The organism is Mycobacterium sp. SMC-13 (assembly GCF_045311035.1).
In the GTDB taxonomy this organism is placed as follows: domain Bacteria; phylum Actinomycetota; class Actinomycetes; order Mycobacteriales; family Mycobacteriaceae; genus Mycobacterium.
On record NZ_JBJIAI010000010.1, the window covers coordinates 143,810 to 164,925 of the forward strand.

General features: G+C 67.9%; 19 protein-coding genes. 12 read left to right on the forward strand and 7 right to left on the reverse strand.

Annotation, left to right across the window (positions count from 1 at the left end):
- The first annotated feature begins 2 nt into the window (after positions 1-2).
- The 7 genes from ACJH6I_RS16760 (at position 3) to ACJH6I_RS16790 (ending at position 7,995) form a co-directional block, all read left to right on the forward strand.
- On the forward strand, positions 3-1,538 hold the full coding sequence (locus ACJH6I_RS16760; RefSeq protein ID WP_406784301.1) for an anthranilate synthase component I: 1,536 nt from the start codon (positions 3-5) through the stop codon (positions 1,536-1,538).
- A complete protein-coding gene (locus tag ACJH6I_RS16765; protein WP_082761900.1) occupies positions 1,535-2,161 on the forward strand; it encodes a TIGR02234 family membrane protein in 627 nt (208 codons plus the stop codon). Before ACJH6I_RS16760 ends, ACJH6I_RS16765 begins: the two co-directional genes overlap by 4 nt.
- A gap of 94 nt (positions 2,162-2,255) precedes the next feature.
- A complete protein-coding gene (trpC, locus tag ACJH6I_RS16770; RefSeq protein ID WP_226518691.1) occupies positions 2,256-3,074 on the forward strand; it encodes an indole-3-glycerol phosphate synthase TrpC in 819 nt (272 codons plus the stop codon).
- A gap of 38 nt (positions 3,075-3,112) precedes the next feature.
- Positions 3,113-4,384: a tryptophan synthase subunit beta gene (trpB, locus tag ACJH6I_RS16775; RefSeq protein WP_060999607.1), complete on the forward strand. Its 1,272-nt coding sequence runs from the start codon at positions 3,113-3,115 to the stop codon at positions 4,382-4,384.
- Positions 4,381-5,172, forward strand: coding sequence for a tryptophan synthase subunit alpha (gene trpA, locus ACJH6I_RS16780; RefSeq protein ID WP_060999605.1), 792 nt, complete (start codon positions 4,381-4,383; stop codon positions 5,170-5,172). The genes trpB and trpA overlap by 4 nt, the downstream gene beginning before the upstream one ends.
- Positions 5,169-7,052, forward strand: coding sequence for a prolipoprotein diacylglyceryl transferase (gene lgt, locus ACJH6I_RS16785; RefSeq protein WP_226518690.1), 1,884 nt, complete (start codon positions 5,169-5,171; stop codon positions 7,050-7,052). The genes trpA and lgt overlap by 4 nt, the downstream gene beginning before the upstream one ends.
- A 322-nt stretch (positions 7,053-7,374) precedes the next feature.
- Positions 7,375-7,995, forward strand: coding sequence for a TetR/AcrR family transcriptional regulator (locus tag ACJH6I_RS16790; protein ID WP_064859558.1), 621 nt, complete (start codon positions 7,375-7,377; stop codon positions 7,993-7,995).
- Positions 7,996-8,092: 97 nt separating this feature from the next.
- On the opposite strand, the gene ACJH6I_RS16795 is transcribed toward ACJH6I_RS16790, so the two are convergent.
- Positions 8,093-9,247, reverse strand: coding sequence for an LLM class flavin-dependent oxidoreductase (locus ACJH6I_RS16795; protein WP_406784302.1), 1,155 nt, complete (start codon positions 9,245-9,247; stop codon positions 8,093-8,095).
- 122 nt (positions 9,248-9,369) lie between these two features.
- On the opposite strand from ACJH6I_RS16795, the gene ACJH6I_RS16800 reads away from it, so the two are divergent.
- From ACJH6I_RS16800 to ACJH6I_RS16810, 3 genes are all read left to right on the forward strand, one after another.
- Positions 9,370-9,768, forward strand: coding sequence for a DUF2752 domain-containing protein (locus tag ACJH6I_RS16800; protein ID WP_061007347.1), 399 nt, complete (start codon positions 9,370-9,372; stop codon positions 9,766-9,768).
- Between the two features lie 111 nt (positions 9,769-9,879).
- On the forward strand, positions 9,880-11,298 hold the full coding sequence (pyk, locus tag ACJH6I_RS16805; RefSeq protein ID WP_061007346.1) for a pyruvate kinase: 1,419 nt from the start codon (positions 9,880-9,882) through the stop codon (positions 11,296-11,298).
- Positions 11,299-11,312: 14 nt separating this feature from the next.
- Positions 11,313-12,173: an acyl-CoA thioesterase II gene (locus ACJH6I_RS16810; RefSeq protein ID WP_133427729.1), complete on the forward strand. Its 861-nt coding sequence runs from the start codon at positions 11,313-11,315 to the stop codon at positions 12,171-12,173.
- Between the two features lie 16 nt (positions 12,174-12,189).
- Here the strand turns inward: ACJH6I_RS16810 and ACJH6I_RS16815 are convergent, their stop codons facing one another.
- From ACJH6I_RS16815 to ACJH6I_RS16840, 6 genes are all read right to left on the reverse strand, one after another.
- The gene (locus ACJH6I_RS16815) at positions 12,190-12,642 is read right to left on the reverse strand and encodes a DUF4190 domain-containing protein (RefSeq protein ID WP_406784303.1); all 453 of its coding nucleotides are present in this window, start codon (positions 12,640-12,642) and stop codon (positions 12,190-12,192) included.
- On the reverse strand, positions 12,639-14,195 hold the full coding sequence (locus tag ACJH6I_RS16820) for an ATP-binding cassette domain-containing protein (protein WP_135357900.1): 1,557 nt from the start codon (positions 14,193-14,195) through the stop codon (positions 12,639-12,641). Before ACJH6I_RS16820 ends, ACJH6I_RS16815 begins: the two co-directional genes overlap by 4 nt.
- A complete protein-coding gene (gene cydD, locus ACJH6I_RS16825) occupies positions 14,152-15,759 on the reverse strand; it encodes a thiol reductant ABC exporter subunit CydD (protein ID WP_226522191.1) in 1,608 nt (535 codons plus the stop codon). Before cydD ends, ACJH6I_RS16820 begins: the two co-directional genes overlap by 44 nt.
- A 35-nt stretch (positions 15,760-15,794) precedes the next feature.
- On the reverse strand, positions 15,795-16,850 hold the full coding sequence (gene cydB, locus ACJH6I_RS16830) for a cytochrome d ubiquinol oxidase subunit II (RefSeq protein WP_135357898.1): 1,056 nt from the start codon (positions 16,848-16,850) through the stop codon (positions 15,795-15,797).
- 11 nt (positions 16,851-16,861) lie between these two features.
- Complete coding sequence (locus ACJH6I_RS16835) at positions 16,862-18,310, reverse strand: cytochrome ubiquinol oxidase subunit I (protein WP_406784304.1); 1,449 nt, start codon at positions 18,308-18,310, stop codon at positions 16,862-16,864.
- A gap of 143 nt (positions 18,311-18,453) precedes the next feature.
- Entirely contained in the window at positions 18,454-19,059 is a 606-nt protein-coding gene (locus ACJH6I_RS16840) for an HdeD family acid-resistance protein (RefSeq protein WP_406784327.1), read from the reverse strand.
- A gap of 203 nt (positions 19,060-19,262) precedes the next feature.
- On the opposite strand from ACJH6I_RS16840, the gene ACJH6I_RS16845 reads away from it, so the two are divergent.
- Together ACJH6I_RS16845 and ACJH6I_RS16850 are read left to right on the forward strand one after the other, a co-directional pair.
- Positions 19,263-20,177: an ABC transporter substrate-binding protein gene (locus ACJH6I_RS16845; RefSeq protein ID WP_318986315.1), complete on the forward strand. Its 915-nt coding sequence runs from the start codon at positions 19,263-19,265 to the stop codon at positions 20,175-20,177.
- Positions 20,161-21,114, forward strand: a complete 954-nt coding sequence (locus ACJH6I_RS16850) for an amino acid ABC transporter permease (RefSeq protein ID WP_318986316.1) — start codon at positions 20,161-20,163, stop codon at positions 21,112-21,114. The genes ACJH6I_RS16845 and ACJH6I_RS16850 overlap by 17 nt, the downstream gene beginning before the upstream one ends.
- Positions 21,115-21,116 lie beyond the last annotated feature (2 nt).

Here is a 21,116-nt window from a genome sequence, read left to right on the forward strand (position 1 = left end):
GGTTGCCACGCTACTTCTGGGAGGATGACCGCGTGAAGACGACCTCACGTGAGGAATTCCAGGCGCTGGCCGCCGAGCACCGTGTCGTGCCGGTGACGCGCAAGGTGCTCGCCGACAGCGAGACGCCGTTGTCGGCCTACCGCAAGCTGGCCGCCAACCGCCCCGGCACGTTTCTGCTGGAATCGGCGGAAAACGGGCGCTCGTGGTCGCGATGGTCGTTCATCGGTGCGGGCGCCCCGTCGGCGCTGACGGTCCGGGACGGCGAAGCCGTCTGGCTGGGCAACACCCCGCAGGACGCACCCAGTGGCGGCGACCCGCTGCAGGCGGTGCGCGACACCCTGGCCCTGCTGCAGACCGCGCCGGTGCCGGGCCTGCCGCCGCTGTCGAGCGGGCTGGTGGGATATTTCGCCTACGACATGGTGCGCCGGCTGGAACGCCTGCCCGAGCTGGCGGTCGACGATCTCGAACTGCCGGACATGGTGCTGCTGCTGGCCACCGACATGGCCGCCGTCGACCACCACGAGGGCACCATCACACTCATCGCCAACGCCGTCAACTGGAACGGCACCGACGAGCGCGTCGACTGGGCCTACGACGATGCCGTCGCGCGCCTCGACGTCATGACGAAGGCGCTGGGGGAGCCGTTGCCGTCGAGCATCGCGACCTTCGAACGTCCGCAGCCGCAGCCCCGCCAGCAGCGCACTGTCGAGGAGTACACGGCCATCGTCGAGAAGCTGGTCGGCGACATCGAGGCCGGCGAGGCATTCCAGGTAGTGCCGTCGCAGCGCTTCGAGATGGATACCGCCGCCGACCCGATCGACGTCTACCGGGTGCTGCGGGTGACCAACCCCAGTCCGTACATGTACCTGCTCAACGTGCCCAATGCCGAAGGCGGCCTTGACTTCTCGGTCGTCGGCTCCAGCCCGGAGGCGCTCGTCACGGTGAAGGAAGGGGTGGCGACCACGCACCCCATCGCCGGCACGCGGTGGCGCGGCGCCACCGAGGAGGACGACATCCTTCTCGAGAAGGAGCTGCTCGCCGACGACAAGGAGCGCTCCGAGCACCTGATGCTGGTCGACCTGGGCCGCAATGACCTGGGCCGCGTCTGCCGGCCCGGCACCGTGCGCGTCGAGGACTACAGCCACATCGAGCGCTACAGCCACGTCATGCACCTGGTCTCCACCGTCACCGGCCAACTCGCCGACGACAAGACCGCGCTGGACGCCGTCACCGCCTGCTTCCCGGCCGGGACGCTGTCGGGGGCGCCGAAGGTCCGCGCCATGGAGCTGATCGAAGAGGTCGAGCTGACTCGCCGCGGCCTGTACGGCGGCGTGCTCGGGTACCTCGATTTCGCCGGCAACGCCGACTTCGCCATCGCGATCCGCACCGCGCTGATGCGCGGCGGCACCGCCTACGTGCAGGCCGGTGGCGGCGTTGTCGCCGACTCCAACGGGCCGTACGAATACAACGAGTCGTCCAACAAGGCCAAGGCCGTGCTGGCGGCGATCGCGGCCGCCGAGACCCTGAGCGAGCCGTGAGGACCACCCGCACCGCTCAGGTGCTGCTGCTCGTCGCCGCACTGATGCTGTGGGGCGCCTCCCGGCTGCCCTGGGTCGACGTGTCGTCGTTCGACGGGCTCGGCCAGCCGAAGACGACGACGCTGTCCGGCGCGGCCTGGTCCACGGCCCTCATCCCGCTGGCGCTATTGGCGGGCGCCGCCGCGGTGGCGGCACTGGCCGTGCGCGGCTGGGCGCTGCGGCTGCTGGCGCTGCTGGTGGCCGTCGCGAGCGCCGGGATGGGATATCTGGCCATCAGCCTGTGGGCGGTCACCGACGTCTCGGTGCGCGCCGCCGACATGGCACAGATCGCGGTCATGTTCCTGGTGGGCACCCAGCGGCACTACTGGGGTGCCGGTGTGACGCTGGCGGCCGCGGTGTTGACGCTGGTCGGAGCCGTTTTGCTGATGCGCTCGGCGGGCCGGGGAGCCGCCACGGCGGCCACCGCCAAATACGCCGCGCCGGGCGCGCGGCGCGAGGCGGCACAGGAAGAAGCCGCCGACGGCATGTCCGAACGGATGATCTGGGACGCCTTGGACGAAGGCCATGATCCGACCCGGAACGAGGGACCTGATCCCTCCCAGAACGACGGCGGCGGGAAATGAGCGTGGCCCGGTGGCAGTCTGCGCCGCCCTGGCGACTACCCTTCGAGATGATCATCTGGCTTGCCGAACCGGCACGGAAGGACGACGACGCGTTATGACTTCGGGGACCGTGCTCGACTCCATCATCGAGGGAGTTCGCGCTGATGTTGCCGCCCGCGAAGCCGCGCTGAGTCTGACCGAGGTCAAGGAGCGGGCCAAGAAGGCGCCGACGGCCAAGGATGCTCTCGCCGCGCTGCGGGAGCCGGGCATCGGCGTCATCGCCGAGGTGAAGCGGGCGAGCCCCAGCAAGGGGGCGTTGGCGCAGATCGACGATCCCGCCAAGCTGGCCAAGGCCTACGAGTCCGGCGGCGCGCGGGTGATCAGTGTGCTGACCGAGGAGCGTCGCTTCAACGGTTCGCTGGCGGACCTGGATGCCGTGCGTGCCGGGGTGTCGATTCCGGTGCTGCGCAAGGACTTCATCGTCACGCCGTACCAGATTCACGAGGCCCGGGCCCACGGCGCCGACATGCTGCTGCTGATCGTGGCCGCGTTGGAGCAGTCGGTGCTGACCTCGATGATCGACCGGACCGAGTCGCTCGGGATGACCCCGCTGGTCGAGGTGCACACCGAAGAGGAAGCGGACCGGGCCATCCAGGCCGGTGCCAAGGTCATCGGCGTCAACGCCCGGGACCTCAAGACCCTCGAGGTCGACCGCGACTGCTTCGGCCGCATCGCGCCAGGCCTGCCGAGCAACATCATCCGGATCGCCGAGTCGGGGGTGCGTGGCACCGCCGACCTGCTGGCCTACGCCGGTGCCGGCGCCGACGCCGTCCTGGTCGGCGAGGGCCTGGTGACAAGTGGCGATCCGCGGAGCGCCGTCGCCGACCTGGTAACTGCCGGCACGCACCCGTCCTGCCCGAAACCAGCCCGCTGAATTGCGGGCTCCTGCGCGAAGAAGCAGCCCGAGTTCTTATGTCTGATCGCACTGGTACCGAATTGCCGCGGATGAGCGCGGCGGTCGCCGAAGCCACAAGCCACGACCCCGACGCCAAGGGGCACTTCGGTGCCTACGGCGGCCGGCTGGTGCCCGAGGCTCTGATGGCCGTTATCGACGAAGTCACCGCGGCCTACGACAAGGTCCGCACCGACCAGACGTTCCTCGACGAGCTCGATCGGCTGCAGCAGCACTACACCGGCCGGCCGTCGCCGCTGTACGAAGCGACGCGACTGTCCGAACACGCCGGCGGCGCGCGGCTGTTCCTCAAACGAGAAGACCTGAACCACACCGGTTCTCACAAGATCAACAACGTGCTCGGGCAGGCGCTGCTGGCCAAGCGCATGGGCAAGACCCGCGTCATCGCCGAGACCGGCGCCGGCCAGCACGGCGTCGCCACCGCGACGGCCTGCGCGCTGCTCGGCCTGGAGTGCGTCGTCTACATGGGTGCGGTCGACACCGCCCGGCAGGCGCTGAACGTGGCCCGGATGCGGCTGCTCGGTGGCACCGTGGTGTCGGTCGAGGCCGGTTCGGCGACCCTCAAGGACGCCATCAACGAAGCCTTCCGCGACTGGGTCACCAACGCGGACGACACCTACTACTGCTTCGGCACCGCGGCCGGACCGCACCCGTTCCCCGTCATGGTGCGCGATTTCCAGCGCGTCATCGGTTTGGAAGCGCGGGTCCAGATACAGCAGCAGGCCGGCCGGCTGCCCGACGCGGTCACGGCATGCGTCGGCGGCGGATCGAACGCCATCGGCGTCTTCCACGCCTTCATCGACGATCCGGGTGTGCGCCTGGTCGGTTTTGAAGCGGCCGGCGACGGAGTCGAAACCGGAAGGCACGCAGCCACTTTCACCGGCGGATCGCCAGGCGCGTTCCAGGGCTCGTTCTCGTACCTGCTGCAGGACGAGGACGGCCAGACCATCGAATCGCATTCCATCTCAGCCGGTTTGGACTACCCGGGCGTCGGTCCGGAACATGCGTACCTCAAGGACGTCGGCCGCGCCGAGTACCGGCCGGTGACGGACACCGAGGCCATGGAAGCGTTCGGCCTGCTGTGCCGCACCGAGGGCATCATCCCGGCGATCGAATCGGCGCACGCCGTCGCGGGCGCGCTGAAACTCGGCAGCGAACTGGGGTCGGGTTCGGTGATCGTCGTGAACCTGTCCGGCCGCGGCGACAAGGACGTCGAGACCGCCGCGAAATGGTTCGGTCTACTGGACGGTGAGACTGGGGAAGCGTCATGAGCCGACTGGCTGGATTGTTCGAATCGTGCCGGGCCGAAGGGCGTTCGGCGCTGATCGGGTACCTGCCGACCGGCTACCCGGACGTGCAGACCTCGATCGACGCGATGGTCGCGATGACCGAATCCGGTTGCGACATAATCGAAGTCGGCGTCGCCTACTCCGACCCGGGCATGGACGGGCCGGTTATCGCCGCCGCCACCAACACCGCCCTGCAGGGTGGGGTGCGGGTCCGCGACGCGCTGAAGGCCGTCGAGGCCATCAGCAACGCCGGCGGGCACGCCGTCGTCATGACCTACTGGAATCCGGTGTTGCGTTGGGGCGTCGACGCTTTCGCGCGTGACCTGGCGTCGGCGGGCGGGCTCGGACTGATCACGCCCGACCTCATCCCCGACGAGGCCGACGAATGGTTCGGCGTCTCCGACGCCCACAACCTCGACCGCATCTTCCTTGTGGCACCGTCGTCCACCCCGGAGCGGCTGGCCGCCACGGCGGCGGCCTCGCGCGGGTTCGTCTACGCCGCCTCGACCATGGGCGTCACCGGTGCGCGCGACGCGGTGTCGAACATGGCGCCCGAGTTGGTGTCCCGGGTGCGTGCCGTGTCGGACATCCCGGTGGGTGTCGGCCTCGGTGTGCGGTCGCGGGAACAGGCCGCGGAGATAGCGGCCTACGCCGACGGCGTCATCGTCGGCTCGGCGTTGGTATCTGCGCTCGGCGACGGCGGTATCCCCGCGGTACGAGCATTGTCCGAAGAACTGGCCCACGGAGTACGACAGAAAGTTTCCGCGTGACCACATCGTTGCTGGCATACATCCCGAGTCCGGCCCAGGGCGTCTGGCACTTGGGGCCAGTACCGATCCGGGCCTACGCGCTCTGCATCATCACCGGCATCATCGCCGCGCTGATCATCGGCGATCGCCGCTGGGTCGCGCGCGGTGGTGAGGCGGGCGTCATCTACGACATCGCACTGTGGACGGTGCCGTTCGGCCTCATCGGTGGCCGGCTGTACCACCTGATGACCGACTGGCGGACGTACTTCGCCGAGGGCGGCGCCGGCATCGGTGCGGCCGTGCGGATCTGGGATGGCGGCCTCGGCATCTGGGGCGCGGTCGCGCTCGGTGGCGTCGGCGCCTGGATCGGCTGCCGCCGACACGGAATCCCGTTGCCCGCGTTCGGCGACGCCATCGCGCCCGGCATCATCCTGGCCCAGGCCATCGGCCGGCTGGGCAACTACTTCAACCAGGAGCTGTACGGCCGGCCCACGGATCTGCCGTGGGGCCTGCAGATCTTCCAGCGGAGTGACGGCTCCGGTGTGGTGAACCCGCACCTGCTCAACGGCGTCTCGACCGGGCAGGTCTATGAGGTCGTGCATCCGACGTTCCTCTACGAATTGCTGTGGAACCTCGTGGTTTTCTTCTTCCTGCTGTGGGCGGACCGCCGGTTCCGGCTGGGCCACGGCCGGCTGTTCGCGCTGTACGTCGCCGCCTACTGCGTCGGCCGCTTCGGCGTCGAGTTGATGCGCAGCGACACCGCGACGCTGATCGCCGGTATCCGCGTCAACTCGTTCACGTCGACGTTCGTGTTCATCGGTGCCGTGGTCTACATGATGGTCGCGCCGCGGGGCCGTGAGGATCCGGCGACGCTCGGTGGCCGACAGGTCGACGACGCCGGCGACGTTCTCGATTTCGACACCGGAGTTGCCGTGAAGGTGCCCGCGGTCGTCGCCGCCGGTGCTGCTGCCACTGCCGCATCGGGCGGCGATGCCGACGTCGCCGACGAGGCCGACGCCGTCGAGACCCAATCCGACGAACCCGTGGCGCTCGCCGAACAGGCCGCCGATGCCGAGACGGCTGCCGACGAATCCGGTAGTGAGTCAGTCGATTCCGACGAGGTCGAGGAAGCAGACGAGTCCGACGCCGAAGCCGAAGACCTGGATGCCGATGAGGCCGAAGCCGTCGAGGTGGCCGAGGAGTCCGAGGGCACAACGGAGTCCGACGAAGCCGCTGAGGAGGCTGCCGCCGAGACGGACGTTGCCGACGGCGACGACAGCGCTGACGTCGAGGACGCCGCGGAGGCCGAAGAGTCTGCGGAGGCCGAAGAGTCTGCGGAGGCCGTGGATTCTGCGGAAGCGGCTGAAGAAGCTGCCGTCGAGACGGACGTCGCGGACGCCGACGACAGCGCTGACGTTGAGGACGCCGCGGAGGACGAGGAGTCCGCCGAGGCCGTGGATTCTGCGGAAGCCGCTGACGAGGCAGAAGAGGCCGAAGGGACAACGGAATCCGACGCTGACGAGGCCGCCGTCGAGACGGAGGTTGCGGACGCCGACGACAGCGCTGACGTTGAGGACGCCGTGGAGGACGAGGAGTCCGAGGCCGCCGAGGAACCCGAAGCCGAGGAGGCCGCGGAGGTCGAGGCTGTCGACGAGTCCGAAGAGGCAACGGATTCCGAGTCTGCGGAGGCTGAGTCCGAAGACGCCGAGGCCGAAGAGGCTGAGGCCGAGAACGCTGAGGCCGAAGACGCTGACGCCGAAGCCGCAGAAGACGATGCCGACGCTGAACCGGCTGAAGCACCCGCGCCGAAGGGCGACGCCACCGAAAGGGTTGAGCCCGTTGGGGTTCCCGTTTGGGAGCCGCCCGCCCCGCGTCGTCGTTGGTGGCGCCGACAGGGCTGAGTCTGGCCTACGAGGCCGCGAATGTGCGGGCAGACCACGGATCCCGCAAGGAGCACGCACTGCGCGCACGCTCGGCGGCCCTTGTCGTTGAGCCTGAATCCTGGGCGCAGAAGTGTGAGTGGCGCAGGCCGTGGTTGCAGCGTCGATGCATAGCGGGAAGCCCTCGTCGCTGACCCTGCACTGAGGGCGTGACACCAGGACCGTAGGCGCAGGGCCACCGCGGCCTCAGATTCCGCCCGCGGCAAAAGTGCGCACAAGCTGCACTTTCATGCGAACGGTATGTTCCTCACTCGCCGGTCCTGATCGGTTGTGCGGTGGTTGGATGTCTCCTGTGGATGACATAGCCGACGGAGTGCAGTTGCAGCAGTCTCGGCAGGACCGCATCCTCAATGCGGCGCTGAACGTGTTTGCGCAGCGGGGCACGTCCGATGCGACGTTGCAGATGGTGGCCGATACCGCGGGTGTTTCAGTCGGGTTGGTGCAGCACCATTTCGGCACCAAGGACGGTTTGATCAAGGCCGTCGACGATGTGGCGATGAAACTCATCAGCTCGACCATGTTCGCTGCGCTGGAAAGTCCGGGGCCCGACTCGGTTGCCGCGATCGGCCGGGCGGTGCACGGCCTGCTCACCGACCACCTGGTGGTGATGGACTATCTGGGCCGGGCGGTGGCTTCTGAAACCCCAAGCGGTATCGCAATATTCGACGCTATGGCGCGGATCGGCATCGACCGGTGGCAGCGCATGATCGACACCGGGGACGCCGCCGAGGGGCTCGACGCGGTCTGGGCCGGGCTGAATCCGTTGGTGCTGACTCTGGGCTCGGTCATCTTGCGCCGGCACCTCGACCGGCACCTGCCGGCGTCGTTCACCTCTGACCCCGAGTTGGCCAGGTGGGAAGAGTCCGTCAACGAGCTGATCCGGCACGGTCAGTTGCGCCAATAACTCCCGCTGCGTTTGCCCGAACCGTTACAATACGGCAATATTGTCGCTGATTCGCGGCGAACGTCGGTGTCGAGGGGTCACCGACGTTCGTGCGCCATCAGAGCCTCTTGAGCCGTCGGACGATCTGGTTGAACGGCTGGATCGAGGCCAGGCCTTTCCGCAGGTTGCGCTGCATGACGCTGATGTTCACCACCACCATGTAGCGGACGCCGCAGTCACGCCACAGCGCTGCCTGCTCGACGACCTCGTCTGGCGTGCCATTGAGGACAATTTCCCGCATCAGTGAGGGCGGGACTGCAGCCACGTGGGACAGTGCCGTTTCCTCGTCCATGCCATGCGGCAGGATGTCCTGCGCGCCGGCGAAGCCGGGCCCCAGTGGATGTTCGGCGCCGTGGCGGCCGAACACCTCGTCGCTGGCGTTGAGCGCCACTGACTTCACCATCTCGGATTCGAGCGCCGCATCGACGTCGTCCCTGGTTCGGCCGGTCACGACGAATATCATGAGGGCCGGGAGGATGGCGATCGGATCGCGTCCGGCGTCCGACGCCGCGGTCCGGACGACCTCCAGTCGTTGGGCGAAGTCTTTCGGCCGATGCGCGAACCCCGGAAAATAGGCGTCACCGTAGCGACCCGCGGCCCGCAACATCCGTGGACCATGTGCCGCGACCCAAATCTCAGGCCACCTGCCTTTATATGGCGGTAGCGCGAAAAGCGCGTTGCGCAAAGGGAAATATGGCGAATCGCGGTTGACCAGTTCGCCGCCCGAATCCCAGAGCGCGCGGATGGTGGCCATCGCTTCCTCGAACCGCGCGACGGGTTTGGACCAGTCGACTCCGTAGGGTTCGTTGCCTTCTCGCTCGCCGGGGCCGATGCCGAGGATCGCCCGTCCCCGCGTCAGTAGGTGCAGTGTCGCCGCGGCTTGTGCGGTGACCGCCGGGTTGCGCCGGCCCGTATCGGTCACCCCTACGCCCAGTCGCATCCGACCGACTCGATTGCGAGCTGCGATGTGCCCCAACATGGTCCACGGTTCCATGGTGGCGTCCAGCGTCGGGACAACTCTGGTGGAGCCGCAATACTCCGGTTTCCACAACGAGCGCGGGAACAGTTGGTTGAGGTGGTCCGGCACCCAGAAGGAGTCGGCGCGATTCGCCACCGCACCGAGGTAGCTGGCTCGGGTGAACGTATCGGCTGCTGGGCGAGCCGCGATGATGGGATCGGCGACGCCGACGCGAAATCCGGTCTTGCTTCCCATGCTGCTCCTCGAGTGGCCTCGTTCGGAGTCGGTCCTTTCCACTGTCCGGTGCGAGGTCTCCCTGAGCATCAGCCGAACGGCGTAAATCGGCGATCGGCGTCGTCGCCGGGCATCATGGACTGATGACGTCAGCCGCCAGGGTCGCGCGTGTGGCGGGAGTAGCCGGCACCGGGGCCGTGGCGGTGGCGACTCTGACGTATATCGGCGTCGCCGACCCGCATCGCCCCGGATTCGGGTTTCCGCCGTGTCCGTTCAAGGCCCTCACCGGCTGGAACTGTCCACTGTGCGGCGGGCTGCGGATGACCCACGACGTCTTGCACGGTGACTTGTCAGCAGCCGTCGTCGACAACGTCTTCGCGCTCGTGGGGTTGCCGCTGCTGACCGTCTGGCTCGTGGTGTGCTGGAGACGGCGGCTGTCGGTGGCGCCGCCGTTGGTGACCGCACTGGTGGCGATGGTGTTGTGGACGGTGGTCCGCAATCTGCCGGGATTTCCGTTGGTGCCGACGTTCACGCAGTCCTAGCGCCGCTGAGCTGGGGACACCACGAGGCAACTCGCTGTTCGGCTGATGTTGAGATGCCGACAGCGCTCCCGGCAAGCCGTTATCTGAATCGATCCACTATGCTCATGCACCGTGAATAGGCGCGGAAAAATCGTCTGTACGCTCGGCCCGGCTACGTCTACCGACGCAACCGTGCTGGCGCTGGTCGAAGCTGGAATGGATGTGGCGCGGCTGAACTTCAGCCATGGTGCGCACGCCGATCATGAGACGGCGTACAAGCGCGTGCGAGCGGCGTCCGATGCCGCCGGCCGCGCGGTCGGCATTCTCGCCGACCTGCAGGGCCCCAAGATCCGGCTCGGTCGCTTCGCCGACGGCCCCACCGAGTGGCGCACCGGCGAAACGGTGCGGATCACCGTCGACGACTGCGACGGCAGCCACGACCGCGTGTCGACCACCTACAAGCAGCTGGCCGAAGACGCCCGCGCCGGTGACCGGCTGCTCGTCGACGACGGCAAGGTCGGCCTCGTGGTCGACAAGATCGACGGCAACGATGTCGTCTGCACCGTCACCGAGGGCGGCCCGGTCAGCAACAACAAGGGCCTGTCCCTGCCGGGGATGAACGTGTCCGTTCCGGCGTTGTCCGAGAAGGACATCGACGATCTGAAGTTCGCGCTGAAGCTCGGCGTAGACCTGATCGCGCTGTCGTTCGTCCGGTCACCGGCCGACATCGAACTCGTGCATGAGGTGATGGACGAGGTGGGCCGCCGGGTGCCGGTGATCGCCAAGCTGGAGAAGCCCGAAGCCGTCGACAACCTCGAGGCCATCGTGCTGGCCTTCGACGCGATCATGGTCGCCCGTGGTGACCTGGGCGTCGAGCTGCCGCTCGAGGAAGTGCCGCTGGTGCAGAAGCGCGCCATCCAGATGGCCAGGGAGAACGCCAAACCGGTCATCGTCGCCACCCAGATGCTGGAGTCGATGATCGAGAACTCCCGGCCCACCCGGGCCGAGGCCTCGGACGTCGCCAACGCGATTCTCGACGGCGCCGACGCCGTGATGCTCTCCGGTGAGACCTCGGTCGGCAAGTACGCGCTCGAGGCCGTGCGGACCATGGCTCGGATCGTGAAAGCTGTCGAGGCGAATTCCACCGACGCACCTCCGCTGACCCATGTGCCGCGCACCAAGCGTGGCGTCATCTCCTACGCGGCCCGTGACATCGGTGAGCGCCTGGATGCCAAGGCGCTGGTCGCCTTCACCCAGTCGGGCGACACTGTGCGCCGGCTGTCCCGCCTGCACACACCGCTGCCGCTGCTGGCGTTCACCGACCTGCCGGAGGTGCGCAGCCAGCTGGCGCTGACCTGGGGGACCGAGACGTTCATCGTCCCGCAGATGGACAGCACCGACGGCATGATCCAGGAGGTCGACAAGGCGCTGCTGGAGCTCGACCGCTACAAGCGCGGTGACCTGGTGGTCATCGTCGCGGGCGCGCCGCCGGGCACAGTAGGCTCGACCAACCTGATCCACGTGCACCGGATCGGGGAGGAAGACCACTGAGCCGGGGGTAGCGCGTGACGACTGCGGATTTCGAGGAACTGCTCAAGGTTCTCGACGTCACCCAGGTCGACGACGACACCTTCACCGGTGGTCATCCGAGCCGGAACCCGGTTCGCACCTTCGGTGGTCAGATGATGGCGCAGGCGTTCGTCGCCGCCAGCCGTACCGTGCCGCCCAAGCTGCCGCCGACGACGCTGTCGACGCACTTCATCGCCGGTGGCGACCCGGAGCGCGACCTCGAGTTCAAGGTGGTCCGGCTGCGCGACGAACGTCGCTTCGCGAACCGCCGCGTCGACGTCATGCAGGGCGACACGCTGTTGGCGACGGCGCTGGTGTCCCATCTGGCGGGTGGGCGCAGCCTCGAGCACTCGGTCAAGGCGCCGGTGGTGCCGGATCCGTTGTCGCTGCCCACGATCGACGACCTGCTGAAGGGCTACGAGGAGACCGTTCCGCTGTTCGTCGAGGCACTCAAGCCCATCGAATGGCGCTACACCAATGACCCGGCCTGGGTGATGCGGGACAAGGGTGGCAAGCTCGACCACAACCGCGTGTGGCTCAAGACCATGGGCGCCATGCCCGACGACCCGGTGCTGCACGCCGCGGCGCTGGTCTACTCGTCGGACACGACGCTGCTCGACTCGATCATCACCACCCACGGGCTGTCATGGGGGCACGACCGGATTTTCGCGGTGACCATGAACCACACAGTGTGGTTTCACCAGCCCATCAAATTCGACGAGTGGGTGCTGTATTCGACGACGTCGCCGGTGGCCGCGGACTCCCGGGGCCTGGCATCCGGCCATTTCTTCGATCGCGCCGGTCAGGTGCTGGCGACGGTTACCCAGGAAGGCATCGTCAAACACTTTCCGGGCTAACGGTTTTGGGGTCGGCTCAGTCGACCTTTACGCCGAATTCCTTCTCGATACGGCCGCGGAAGTTCTGGACACAGGTGCTCTGTGCGTTCTGGTCCTGCCCGGCGCGCGTCATGCAGTCGGTGTAGTCGCTGAAACCGACCTGGCGGTAGAAGCCGATCACGACGAACACGAACACCACCGCGAGCACGGTCGCCAGCGCGCCGAGCACGATGCCCGCGCCGGCCACCACGCCGTTGTCGGCGAGTCCCTGCTTGACCCGGCCGCGGCCGAGGATGCCGCACGCGACGGCACCCAGCCCGAACAGCAGCCCACCGATCACCGACCACGAGGTCAGCAGTCCCACGATGCCCAGAACCAGCGCGGCGGTCCCCATACCGTTGCGCGGAGTCGACGTGTACGCCCCGTACCCCTGGTCGGCGTACGGCGGTGGTGGCGGCGGCGGATACCCGCCACCGGGATACATGCTCATGACTGCGCAGGGTACCCGTAGTTGCTGGAATCGAGGTTCAGCACCGTGCAGGGCACGTCCGGCGGCAGCTGGTGCGTGGCCACGACCACCGCGCGGTCGGCGCCGAACATCGCGCCCGGAGTGAGGAGTTCGGCGAGCAAGCGGTGACTGTCCGCCGCGTCGAGGTGCTCGGTCGGTTCGTCGAGGAGCACGACGGGGAAGTCGGTCAGCAGGGCGCGAGCAAGCAGCAGTCGGCGCCGCTGGCCGGCGGAGACGGCGGCGGCCCCACCGGAGAGCAGGGTGGACAACCCGTCCGGCAGCGTCCCCAGCCAGGGGGCCAGGCCGACCCGTGTCAGGGCGGCGGTGAGTTCGCCGTCGGTGGCGTCGCCGCGGGCCACCAGGAGGTTGTCGCGCAGCGTGGTGTCGAACAGGTGCGCATCCTCGGCGAAAAACCCTGCCGGTGAATCGGTTTCGTTGAAGCGGTCGGCGGTGGACAGCAGCAGGGTCGTCTTGCCTCGGCCGCTGGCGCCCAGCACGGCGACCCGGTCTCCGGGTGCGACCTGTAGCGGCGGGACGGCCATGACCACCCGGTCGTCGGGGTGCTCGGCCAGCATTGCGGTGAGCCGCGCGATGGCGATGCGGGCCCGGGTCAACTGCACCGCCGCGCCCGGCAGCGCGCCGGTGGCCTCGAACGCCGACAGCGGCAGCAGCATGAGGATCGCCAATGTCGTGGGAGCGACGGTCGACGTGAGCGAGATGGCGGCGACGATCGCGGCGATGGCGCTGGCGCCGGTGGCCAGGATCGGCACCGCACCGGCCAGGGCAGCGGGCCGCGCGGCACGGTCGGCGGCGTCGCCCCAGCGGCGGTGGTCCGCGGTGGCCTGAGCGATGACACCGCCGAGGCGGCCGGCCACGGCCAGTTCGGCGGCATGGTCGAGCGCCAGCATGACGGCCGCGTCGCGGTCCGAATGGTGTACTGCCGCCAGGTTTTCGGTGGCTTCCGCGGCGCGCGCGGCCTGCCACGGTGCCCAGACTCCGGCGACCACCAGCCCGGCGGCAAGGGCGAGTGCGGCGGCGGGTGAGATGACGGCGATGACGATCACCGTGGCGGTCGACAGCACCGTCGCGACGGCGACGGGCAGCACCGACCGCACCAGGGTGTCGGCCAGGTCGTCGACGGAAGCGCCTGCGCGCGAGACCAATTCACCGCTGCTCAGCCGCAGCACCGTCGCCGGTGGCGCCGCGGACAGCCGCCCGTACAGCTCGGTGCGGGCCCGGCCGGCGGCGCGCAGCGCCACGTCGTGCGATGCCAGGCGCTCGCAATAGCCCAGCACCCCACGGGAAATGCCGAACAGCCGCACCGCCACCACCGCGACCGACAGCTGCAGGATCGGCGGTTGCTGCCAGGCCCGGGTGATCAGCCACGCCGACACCCCGGCCAGGGCGAGGGCGCTGCCGAGTGCCGCGGAACCGAGGAAGACGGCCAGCGCCAGGCGGGGGAGCCGGGGCCGGAGCAGGTCGATCGCGAATCTAACTGTGGACACGGGAAGCACCTCCCGCCCGGACGATCTCATCACCGATGGCCAGCACGGCGTCACGGTGTCCGACGACGATGACGGTCGCGCCGGCCGCGGCGCGGGCCCGGATCGCCTGGAGAACCCGGATCTCCAGCTCGGCATTCATATGTGAGGTCGGTTCGTCGAGCAGCAGCACCGGGCTGGGCCGGCCGAGTACCCGCGCCAGTGCCAGGCGCTGCCGCTGGCCCAGCGACAGCCCCGACCCGCCGCGCCCCAGCACGGTGTCGAGTCCGGCGGGCAAGGTGGCCAGCACCTCGTCGAATCCCGATGCGCGGCAGGCGCTGTCGAGGTCGGGGAGGGCGCCGAGCAATTCCAGGTTTTCCCGCACCGTCCCCGGGACGAGTACGGGCCGTTGCGGCAGCCAGCCGATCTGGTGCCACCAGTGCTGCCGGTCCAGCGTGCCGACGTCGCAGCGCTGTTCGTCGTCGCCGACCCGCACGCGGCCGGCGTCAGGCACCGTCAGCCCCAGAATTGCTTGCAGCGCGGTGCTTTTCCCGCTGCCGTTGGGGCCGGTCAGAACCGTCACCGAGCCGGGCGTGGCCCGCAGCGTCAGATCGTGCGGCGCCGGCCCGTCCCGGCCGTCGATGCTCACGTGCTCCAGTTCGATGGTCGGCCGTACCCCGATCTGTGCGCTGCCCGGTTCCGGTTGCCCGGCCTCCTCGAGCAGCCGGTAGGCGTGTCCGAACGCGACCTTGCCGTCCTGTGCGGCATGGAATTCGACGCCGACGCGGCGCAGTGGCCAGAACACCTCGGGCGCCAGGAGCAGCACCGTCAGCGCGACCGGCAGGGTGACTCCGCCGCTGACCAGTCGCAGCCCGACACCGACGGCGACCAGCGCCACCCCGAGCGTCGCCAGCAGTTCGAGGACGAGCGCCGACAGGAACGCGATGCGCAACGTCGCCAGGGCCGAATGCCGGTGGGCGTCGGACAGTTCGGTGATGCGCGGCGCGGCGCCCTCGGCACGGCCGAGGGCCCGCAGCGTCGGGATACCCGCGATCAGGTCGAGCAGACGCGACTGCAGCGTGGCCATGGCGGCCAGCGCGGCCGCCGACCGCTCGGTCGTCATGACACCGATCAGCACCATGAACAGCGGGATGAGAGGCAGCGCGATCAGCACGATGAGGGCTGATTTCACGTCGTACCAGGCGATCACGATGACGGCCGCCGGGGTCAGCAGCACGGACATCACGACGGCCGGCAGATATCGGGTGAAGTACGGTCGCAGCCCGTCGAGTCCGCGGGTCAGCAGGATCGCGGCCTCATCGTGCACCGCCTGCCGACGATGCGGCGGCAGCGCGGTGACGGCGGACAGCACCTGCGCGTCGAGGTCGGCGATCATGGCGGTGGCGCCGTGCTGGCTGAGCCTGGCCTGCCACCACTGGGCGCCGGCACGCAGCGACCAGAGCCCGGCGAGCATGAACAGCTGGGGTATCCAGTGCGACAGCGGTGCCCGGGTGGTGATGACCCCGGCCACGACCTGTGCGGTCATCACCGCTGCGGCGAGCGCCGCCGCGGTGATGACCACGCCACTGCCGACCGTGGCCGCCAGGTGCCGCCGCAGACCGGCGGTCATGCGGGGGCTGGCCGACGATCGGGTCAGTGCGATCCGCCGTTTCGGGACAACCCGATGGATGCCGGGATGTGCGCGGCCGAAATCCGTTGCCGGAAAACCCAGTACGTCCAACCCTGGTAGCAGATCACCAACGGGGTGAGCAGCAGCGCGGCCCAGGTCATCACCTTGAGCGTGTACGGCGTCGACGACGCGTTGTGGATGGTCAGGCTCCACGCCGGATCGAGGGTCGAGGGAACGAGATTCGGGTACAGGCAGCTGAACAGCAGGGCGACCACGGCGGCGACGACGATGGCCGTCGCGGCGAACGCCCACCCGTCGGCGCGGCGCGTCCACACCAGCCGGACCGCCGAGAACTGGGCCACCACGGCGACGCCCAGTGCTATCCAGGTGACGTCGTTGCCGTACGCCACCTGTGTCCAGATACCGAACACGGCGACGATCACGGTCACCGGAACGGTCAGGCGGCTGGCGAACCGGCGCGCGGTATCGTGCACGGCCCCTTCGGTTTTGAGTGTCACGAACACCGCGCCGTGGAAGGCGAAGAGGCCGGCCGTGGCGATACCGCCGAGCAGGGAGTACGGGTTCAGCACGTCACCGAAGGACAGCTGTATCTGGTGGTGGGCGTCGACGGGGAGGCCGCGCAGGATGGAGGCGAAGGCCACGCCCCACAGCACGGCCGGCAGCCAGGAACCCATGGCGATGCCGATGTCGGCCCACCGGCGCCACTGCGGATCGTCGATCTTGCCGCGCCATTCGATGGCGCAGACCCGCACGATCATGCCGACCAGGATCGCCAGCAGCGGCAGATAGAGGCCCGAGAACAGCGTCGCGTACATGCCGGGGAACGCCGCGAACATCGCCGCACCCGCGGTGATGATCCAGACCTCGTTGCCGTCCCACACCGGTCCGATGGTGTTGAGCGCGGCGCGGCGGTACTGCTCGGCGTCGCCCTCGTCACCGTCGGCGGCGCGGCCGAAGAACTCCATGAGCATGCCGACACCGAAATCGAACCCCTCCAGGACGAAGAAGCCCAGGAACAGCGCGGCCAGGATGATGAACCAGAGGTGCTGAAGTGCCATGGCTGCTCCTCCTAGTACGCGAACGACAGTGGGGCGACGTCGTCGCTACCGGGTGGGGTGGGCGGCGCCGGTTCGGCATCGTGTTCGAGTGGCCCTTCCAGCGTGTAGCGGCGGATCAGCCAGAACCAGATGACGGCGAGCAGCGCATAGAGCACGGTGAAGGTGATCAGTGAGATCCAGACCGTGCCCGCGCTGTGTGCCGACACGCCCTGCCGGATGGTCAGGTGCAGGTTCGGGTCGCCGGTCGGGTTGGTGGCGACCACCCAGGGCTGCCGGCCCATCTCGGTGAAGACCCAGCCCGCGCTGTTGGCGAGGAACGGCATGGGCAGCGTCACCAGTGCGAACAGGCTCAGCCAGCGTTGCGTGGGGATGCGGCCCTTGCGGGTCAACCACAGCGTGGTGAGCGCGAAAAGCCCTGGGAACGCGAGCAATCCGATCATCATGCGGAACGACCAGTAGGTCACGAACAGGTTGGGCCGGTAGTCACCCGGACCGTACTTGGCTTCGTACGCCTTCTGCAGGTCCTGCACGCCCTCGAGCCGAACACCCTCGAACTTGCTCTCGGCGAGGAACGGCAGCACGTACGGCACCTCGATGACGTGCATGACGCTGTCACAGTTGTTGTGGGTGCCGATCGTCAGCACCGAGAAATCCGGGTCGGTTTCGGTGTGACACAACGATTCTGCCGACGCCATCTTCATGGGCTGCTGGACGAACATCAGCTTGCCCTGGGCGTCCCCGGTGAGCGTGAGCGAGGCGGCCGCGACCAAGGCGACGGAACAGCCCAGCAGGGCCGCGGGGCGGAACATGGTGCGCGATTCCTCGGTGTTGCCGCTGCGCACCATCCACCACGCGCTGATCGCCGCGACGAAGGTGGAGGCCGTCAGGATGGCGCCGCCGACCGTGTGCGTGAACGCCGCGATGCCGGTGTTGTTGGTCAGCAGCTCCCAGATGCTCGTCAGCTCAGCCCGGCCGGTCTCCGGGTTGTAGTGCGCGCCAACGGGATGCTGCATGAACGAGTTGGCCGAGATGATGAAGAACGCCGACGCGTTCACGCCGAACGCGACGATCCAGATACACGCCAGGTGCACCAGGCGGGGCAGCTTGGTCCAGCCGAAGATCCACAGCCCGATGAAGGTGGATTCGAAGAAGAACGCCGCGAGGCCCTCCAGGGCCAGCGGTGCGCCGAAGACGTCGCCGACGAATCGTGAGTACTCACTCCAGTTCATCCCGAACTGGAATTCCTGCACGATGCCCGTCGCCACGCCGAGGGCGAAGTTGATCAGGAACAGCTTGCCGAAGAACTTGGTCAGCCGGTACCAGGCGGGATTGCCCGTCACCACCCAGATGGTCTGCATCACGGCCAGCAGCGGTGCCAGGCCGATGGTCAGCGGGACCAGGATGAAGTGGTAGACGGTGGTGATCCCGAACTGCCACCTCGATACGTCCAGTGCGTCCATTGAGCCTTCCCCGGGGCCGGAGGGATTGGTCTACGACTTACTGTAGTAGTTCATCCGGCCGGCGGTCCAGACCTGCCGAACAGCGAATTGTGTGGCCAGGCGCACACGTGCGCCCGGCCACACAAGACTGACGATCGATCGACTCAGGCGTTGGTCGCCGCCTCGTTGATGGCCTTGTCAACGGCCTTGGCGCCCTTGCGGATTCCGAAGGCGGTGATCACTTCGGCGACACCGGTGACCACCAGCCAGATGCCCGTCACCAGCGCCAGCGTGCCGATGGACTCGATCGGTGAGCCCAGCACCACGAATCCGGCGATCAGGCTGATGACGCCGAGGAAGATGTTCCACCCGCGGGCGGGCAGCCCCGGATCGCTGATCGCCGACACCGTGGTGGCCACCCCGCGGAAGATGAATCCGATACCGATCCAGATCGCCAGCAGCAGTACGGCATCGCCGATATGGCGGAAGGCCAGCACCGCGAGCACCAGGGACGCCGCGCCGCTGATGAATGCCAGCACGCGTCCGCCTGCCGTGATGTGCAGGCTGAAGGCGAACACCACCTGGCCGATACCGGTGACGAGCAGATAGGCACCGAAGAAGATGGCCGCCACCGCGACCGAGATGCCGGGCTGAGCCAACACAGCGGCGCCCAGGACCACGGAGATCAGGCCCGCGATGAGCTCGGCTTTCCACAGGTGCTGCAACAGACTTGGCGGAGTTGGGGTCGTCATTGACGCAGTCTCACATATTTGACGGAGGCTGCGCAGAGTTCGGACAACCCGGTTTTTCGATGGTTCCAGATGTGGACAACGGGCGATTGGGCTGCTTGGCGACCAGCGTGCCGATAAGGTGCTCTCCAACGCGGCACGCCGACCGATGCGTGCCGGCGGTGTGTCGTGACAGGTGTGGTCAGGCCAGAGTTGAGCACGAAGGAAGAGGCAACGTGTCAGATGTGAGTCAGAGCCGTCGGGGCACGGCGTGGCGCATCGCGGTGGTGGTGGCGGCGAGTGGCGCGTTGGCGCTGTCGGGTTGCACGAAGAACACCGAATCCACCTCGCCCGCATCGAGTTCGTCGGCGGCTCCCGCCGCCAAGGTCGAGTCCATCGCCAACACGGTGCCGGAAGCCATCAAATCCAGCGGCAAGCTGATCGTCGGTGTGAACATCCCGTACGCGCCCAACGAGTACAAGGACCCGAGCACCGGCAAGGTCGTCGGTTTCGACGTCGACCTGATGAACGCCATCGCCCAGACGCTCGGTCTGACCGTCGATTACCGCGAGGAGTCGGACTTCTCCAAGATCATCCCGGCGATCCAGGCCGGCACCTACAACGTCGGGATGTCGTCCTTCACCGACAGCAAGCAGCGTGAGCAGCAGGTCGATTTCGTCACCTACTTCTCGGCCGGCAGCCTCTGGGCGCAGCGCGCGGGTGACCACGTCGACCCCAACAACTCCTGTGGCAAGAAGATCGCAGTCGAGTCGACCACGGTGCAGGACACCGAGGAACTGCCCGCCAAGACCAAGGCATGCACCGACGCCGGCAAGCCGCCCATCGACGTGGTGAAGTTCGACAACCAGGACCAGGCCGCCAACGCCGTCGTCGTCGGCCAGGCCGACGCCATGTCCGCGGACTCGCCCGTGACGTTGTGGGCGATCAAGCAGGCGGGCGGCAAGCTGGTGCAGGCGGGCGAAGTGTTCGACTCGGCGCCCTACGGATGGCCGGTGAAGAAGGGCTCGCCGTTGGCGCAATCGCTGCTGCAGGCACTGCAGCACCTCATCGACAACGGCACGTACAAGCAGATTGCGACCAATTGGGGCGTGCAGGCCGGAATGATCGACAAGCCGGTCATCAATGGGGCCACCAGCTGACGTGACGGCTGCTGAGTCAGCGGCGGACCCGAGCGGTCCCGCCGCCATCCACGCGGTACCGCTACGGCATCCCTGGCGGTGGGTCGGGGCCGTCGCGATCATCATCGTTGCCGGGCTGTTCCTCTACGGCGCCGCGACCAACCCCGCCTACGGCTGGGACACCTACCTCAAGTACCTGCTCGACGTGCGGGTGGCCGAGGCAGCGTGGAACACCGTGCAGCTCACCATCTATGCGATGGCGATAGGCTTGGTGCTCGGCGTCGTCCTGGCCGTGATGCGGCTGTCGCCGAACCCGGTGTTCCGTGCCGTCGCGTGGGGTTATCTGTGGATTTTCCGCGGTACGCCCGTGTATGTGCAGCTGGTGTTCTGGGGCCTGTTCCCGTCGATCTACCAGAACATCCAGATCGGGGTGCCGTTCGGTCCTTCGCTGTTCCACATCCAGCTGCAGGGCCTGTCGCTGGCGTTCGAGATGGCCTTCATCGGCCTGGGTCTCAACGAAGCCGCCTACATGGCCGAAATCATCCGCGCCGGAATCATTTCCGTCCCGGAGGGGCAGACCGAGGCGTCCGTCGCCCTCGGCATGTCGTGGTGGATGACCATGCGGCGCACCGTTCTTCCGCAGGCGATGCGGGTCATCGTGCCGCCCACCGGCAACGAGCTGATCAGCATGCTGAAAACCACGTCGCTGGTCACGGCCGTGCCGTACACGCTCGAGCTCTACACCCGCACCCGCGACATCTCCGCGGTGATCTTCCAGCCCATCCCGCTGCTGCTGGTCGCCGCCACCTGGTACCTGGTCATCACCAGCGTGCTGATGGTCGGCCAGTTCTACCTGGAGCGGTACTTCTCCCGGGGGGCGTCGCGCAAGCTGACGGCCAAACAGCTCGAGGCCCTTGCCCTGGCACAGATGGGCGACCACGGGGGTGTGCCGGCATGACC

Bases quoted from the DNA above. Each gene is read 5' to 3' on its own strand.
- trpC (WP_226518691.1), top strand. From the start codon at position 2,256: ATGACTTCGGGGACCGTGCTCGACTCCATCATCGAGGGAGTTCGCGCT.
- ACJH6I_RS16850 (WP_318986316.1), top strand. From the start codon at position 20,161: ATGGGGCCACCAGCTGACGTGACGGCTGCTGAGTCAGCGGCGGACCCG.
- ACJH6I_RS16815 (WP_406784303.1), bottom strand. From the start codon at position 12,642: ATGAGCATGTATCCCGGTGGCGGGTATCCGCCGCCGCCACCACCGCCG.
- ACJH6I_RS16795 (WP_406784302.1), bottom strand. From the start codon at position 9,247: ATGGGAAGCAAGACCGGATTTCGCGTCGGCGTCGCCGATCCCATCATC.
- trpA (WP_060999605.1), top strand. From the start codon at position 4,381: ATGAGCCGACTGGCTGGATTGTTCGAATCGTGCCGGGCCGAAGGGCGT.
- ACJH6I_RS16800 (WP_061007347.1), top strand. From the start codon at position 9,370: ATGACGTCAGCCGCCAGGGTCGCGCGTGTGGCGGGAGTAGCCGGCACC.
- ACJH6I_RS16790 (WP_064859558.1), top strand. From the start codon at position 7,375: ATGTCTCCTGTGGATGACATAGCCGACGGAGTGCAGTTGCAGCAGTCT.
- ACJH6I_RS16835 (WP_406784304.1), bottom strand. From the start codon at position 18,310: ATGGACGCACTGGACGTATCGAGGTGGCAGTTCGGGATCACCACCGTC.
- ACJH6I_RS16820 (WP_135357900.1), bottom strand. From the start codon at position 14,195: ATGAGATCGTCCGGGCGGGAGGTGCTTCCCGTGTCCACAGTTAGATTC.
- cydB (WP_135357898.1), bottom strand. From the start codon at position 16,850: ATGGCACTTCAGCACCTCTGGTTCATCATCCTGGCCGCGCTGTTCCTG.
- trpB (WP_060999607.1), top strand. From the start codon at position 3,113: ATGTCTGATCGCACTGGTACCGAATTGCCGCGGATGAGCGCGGCGGTC.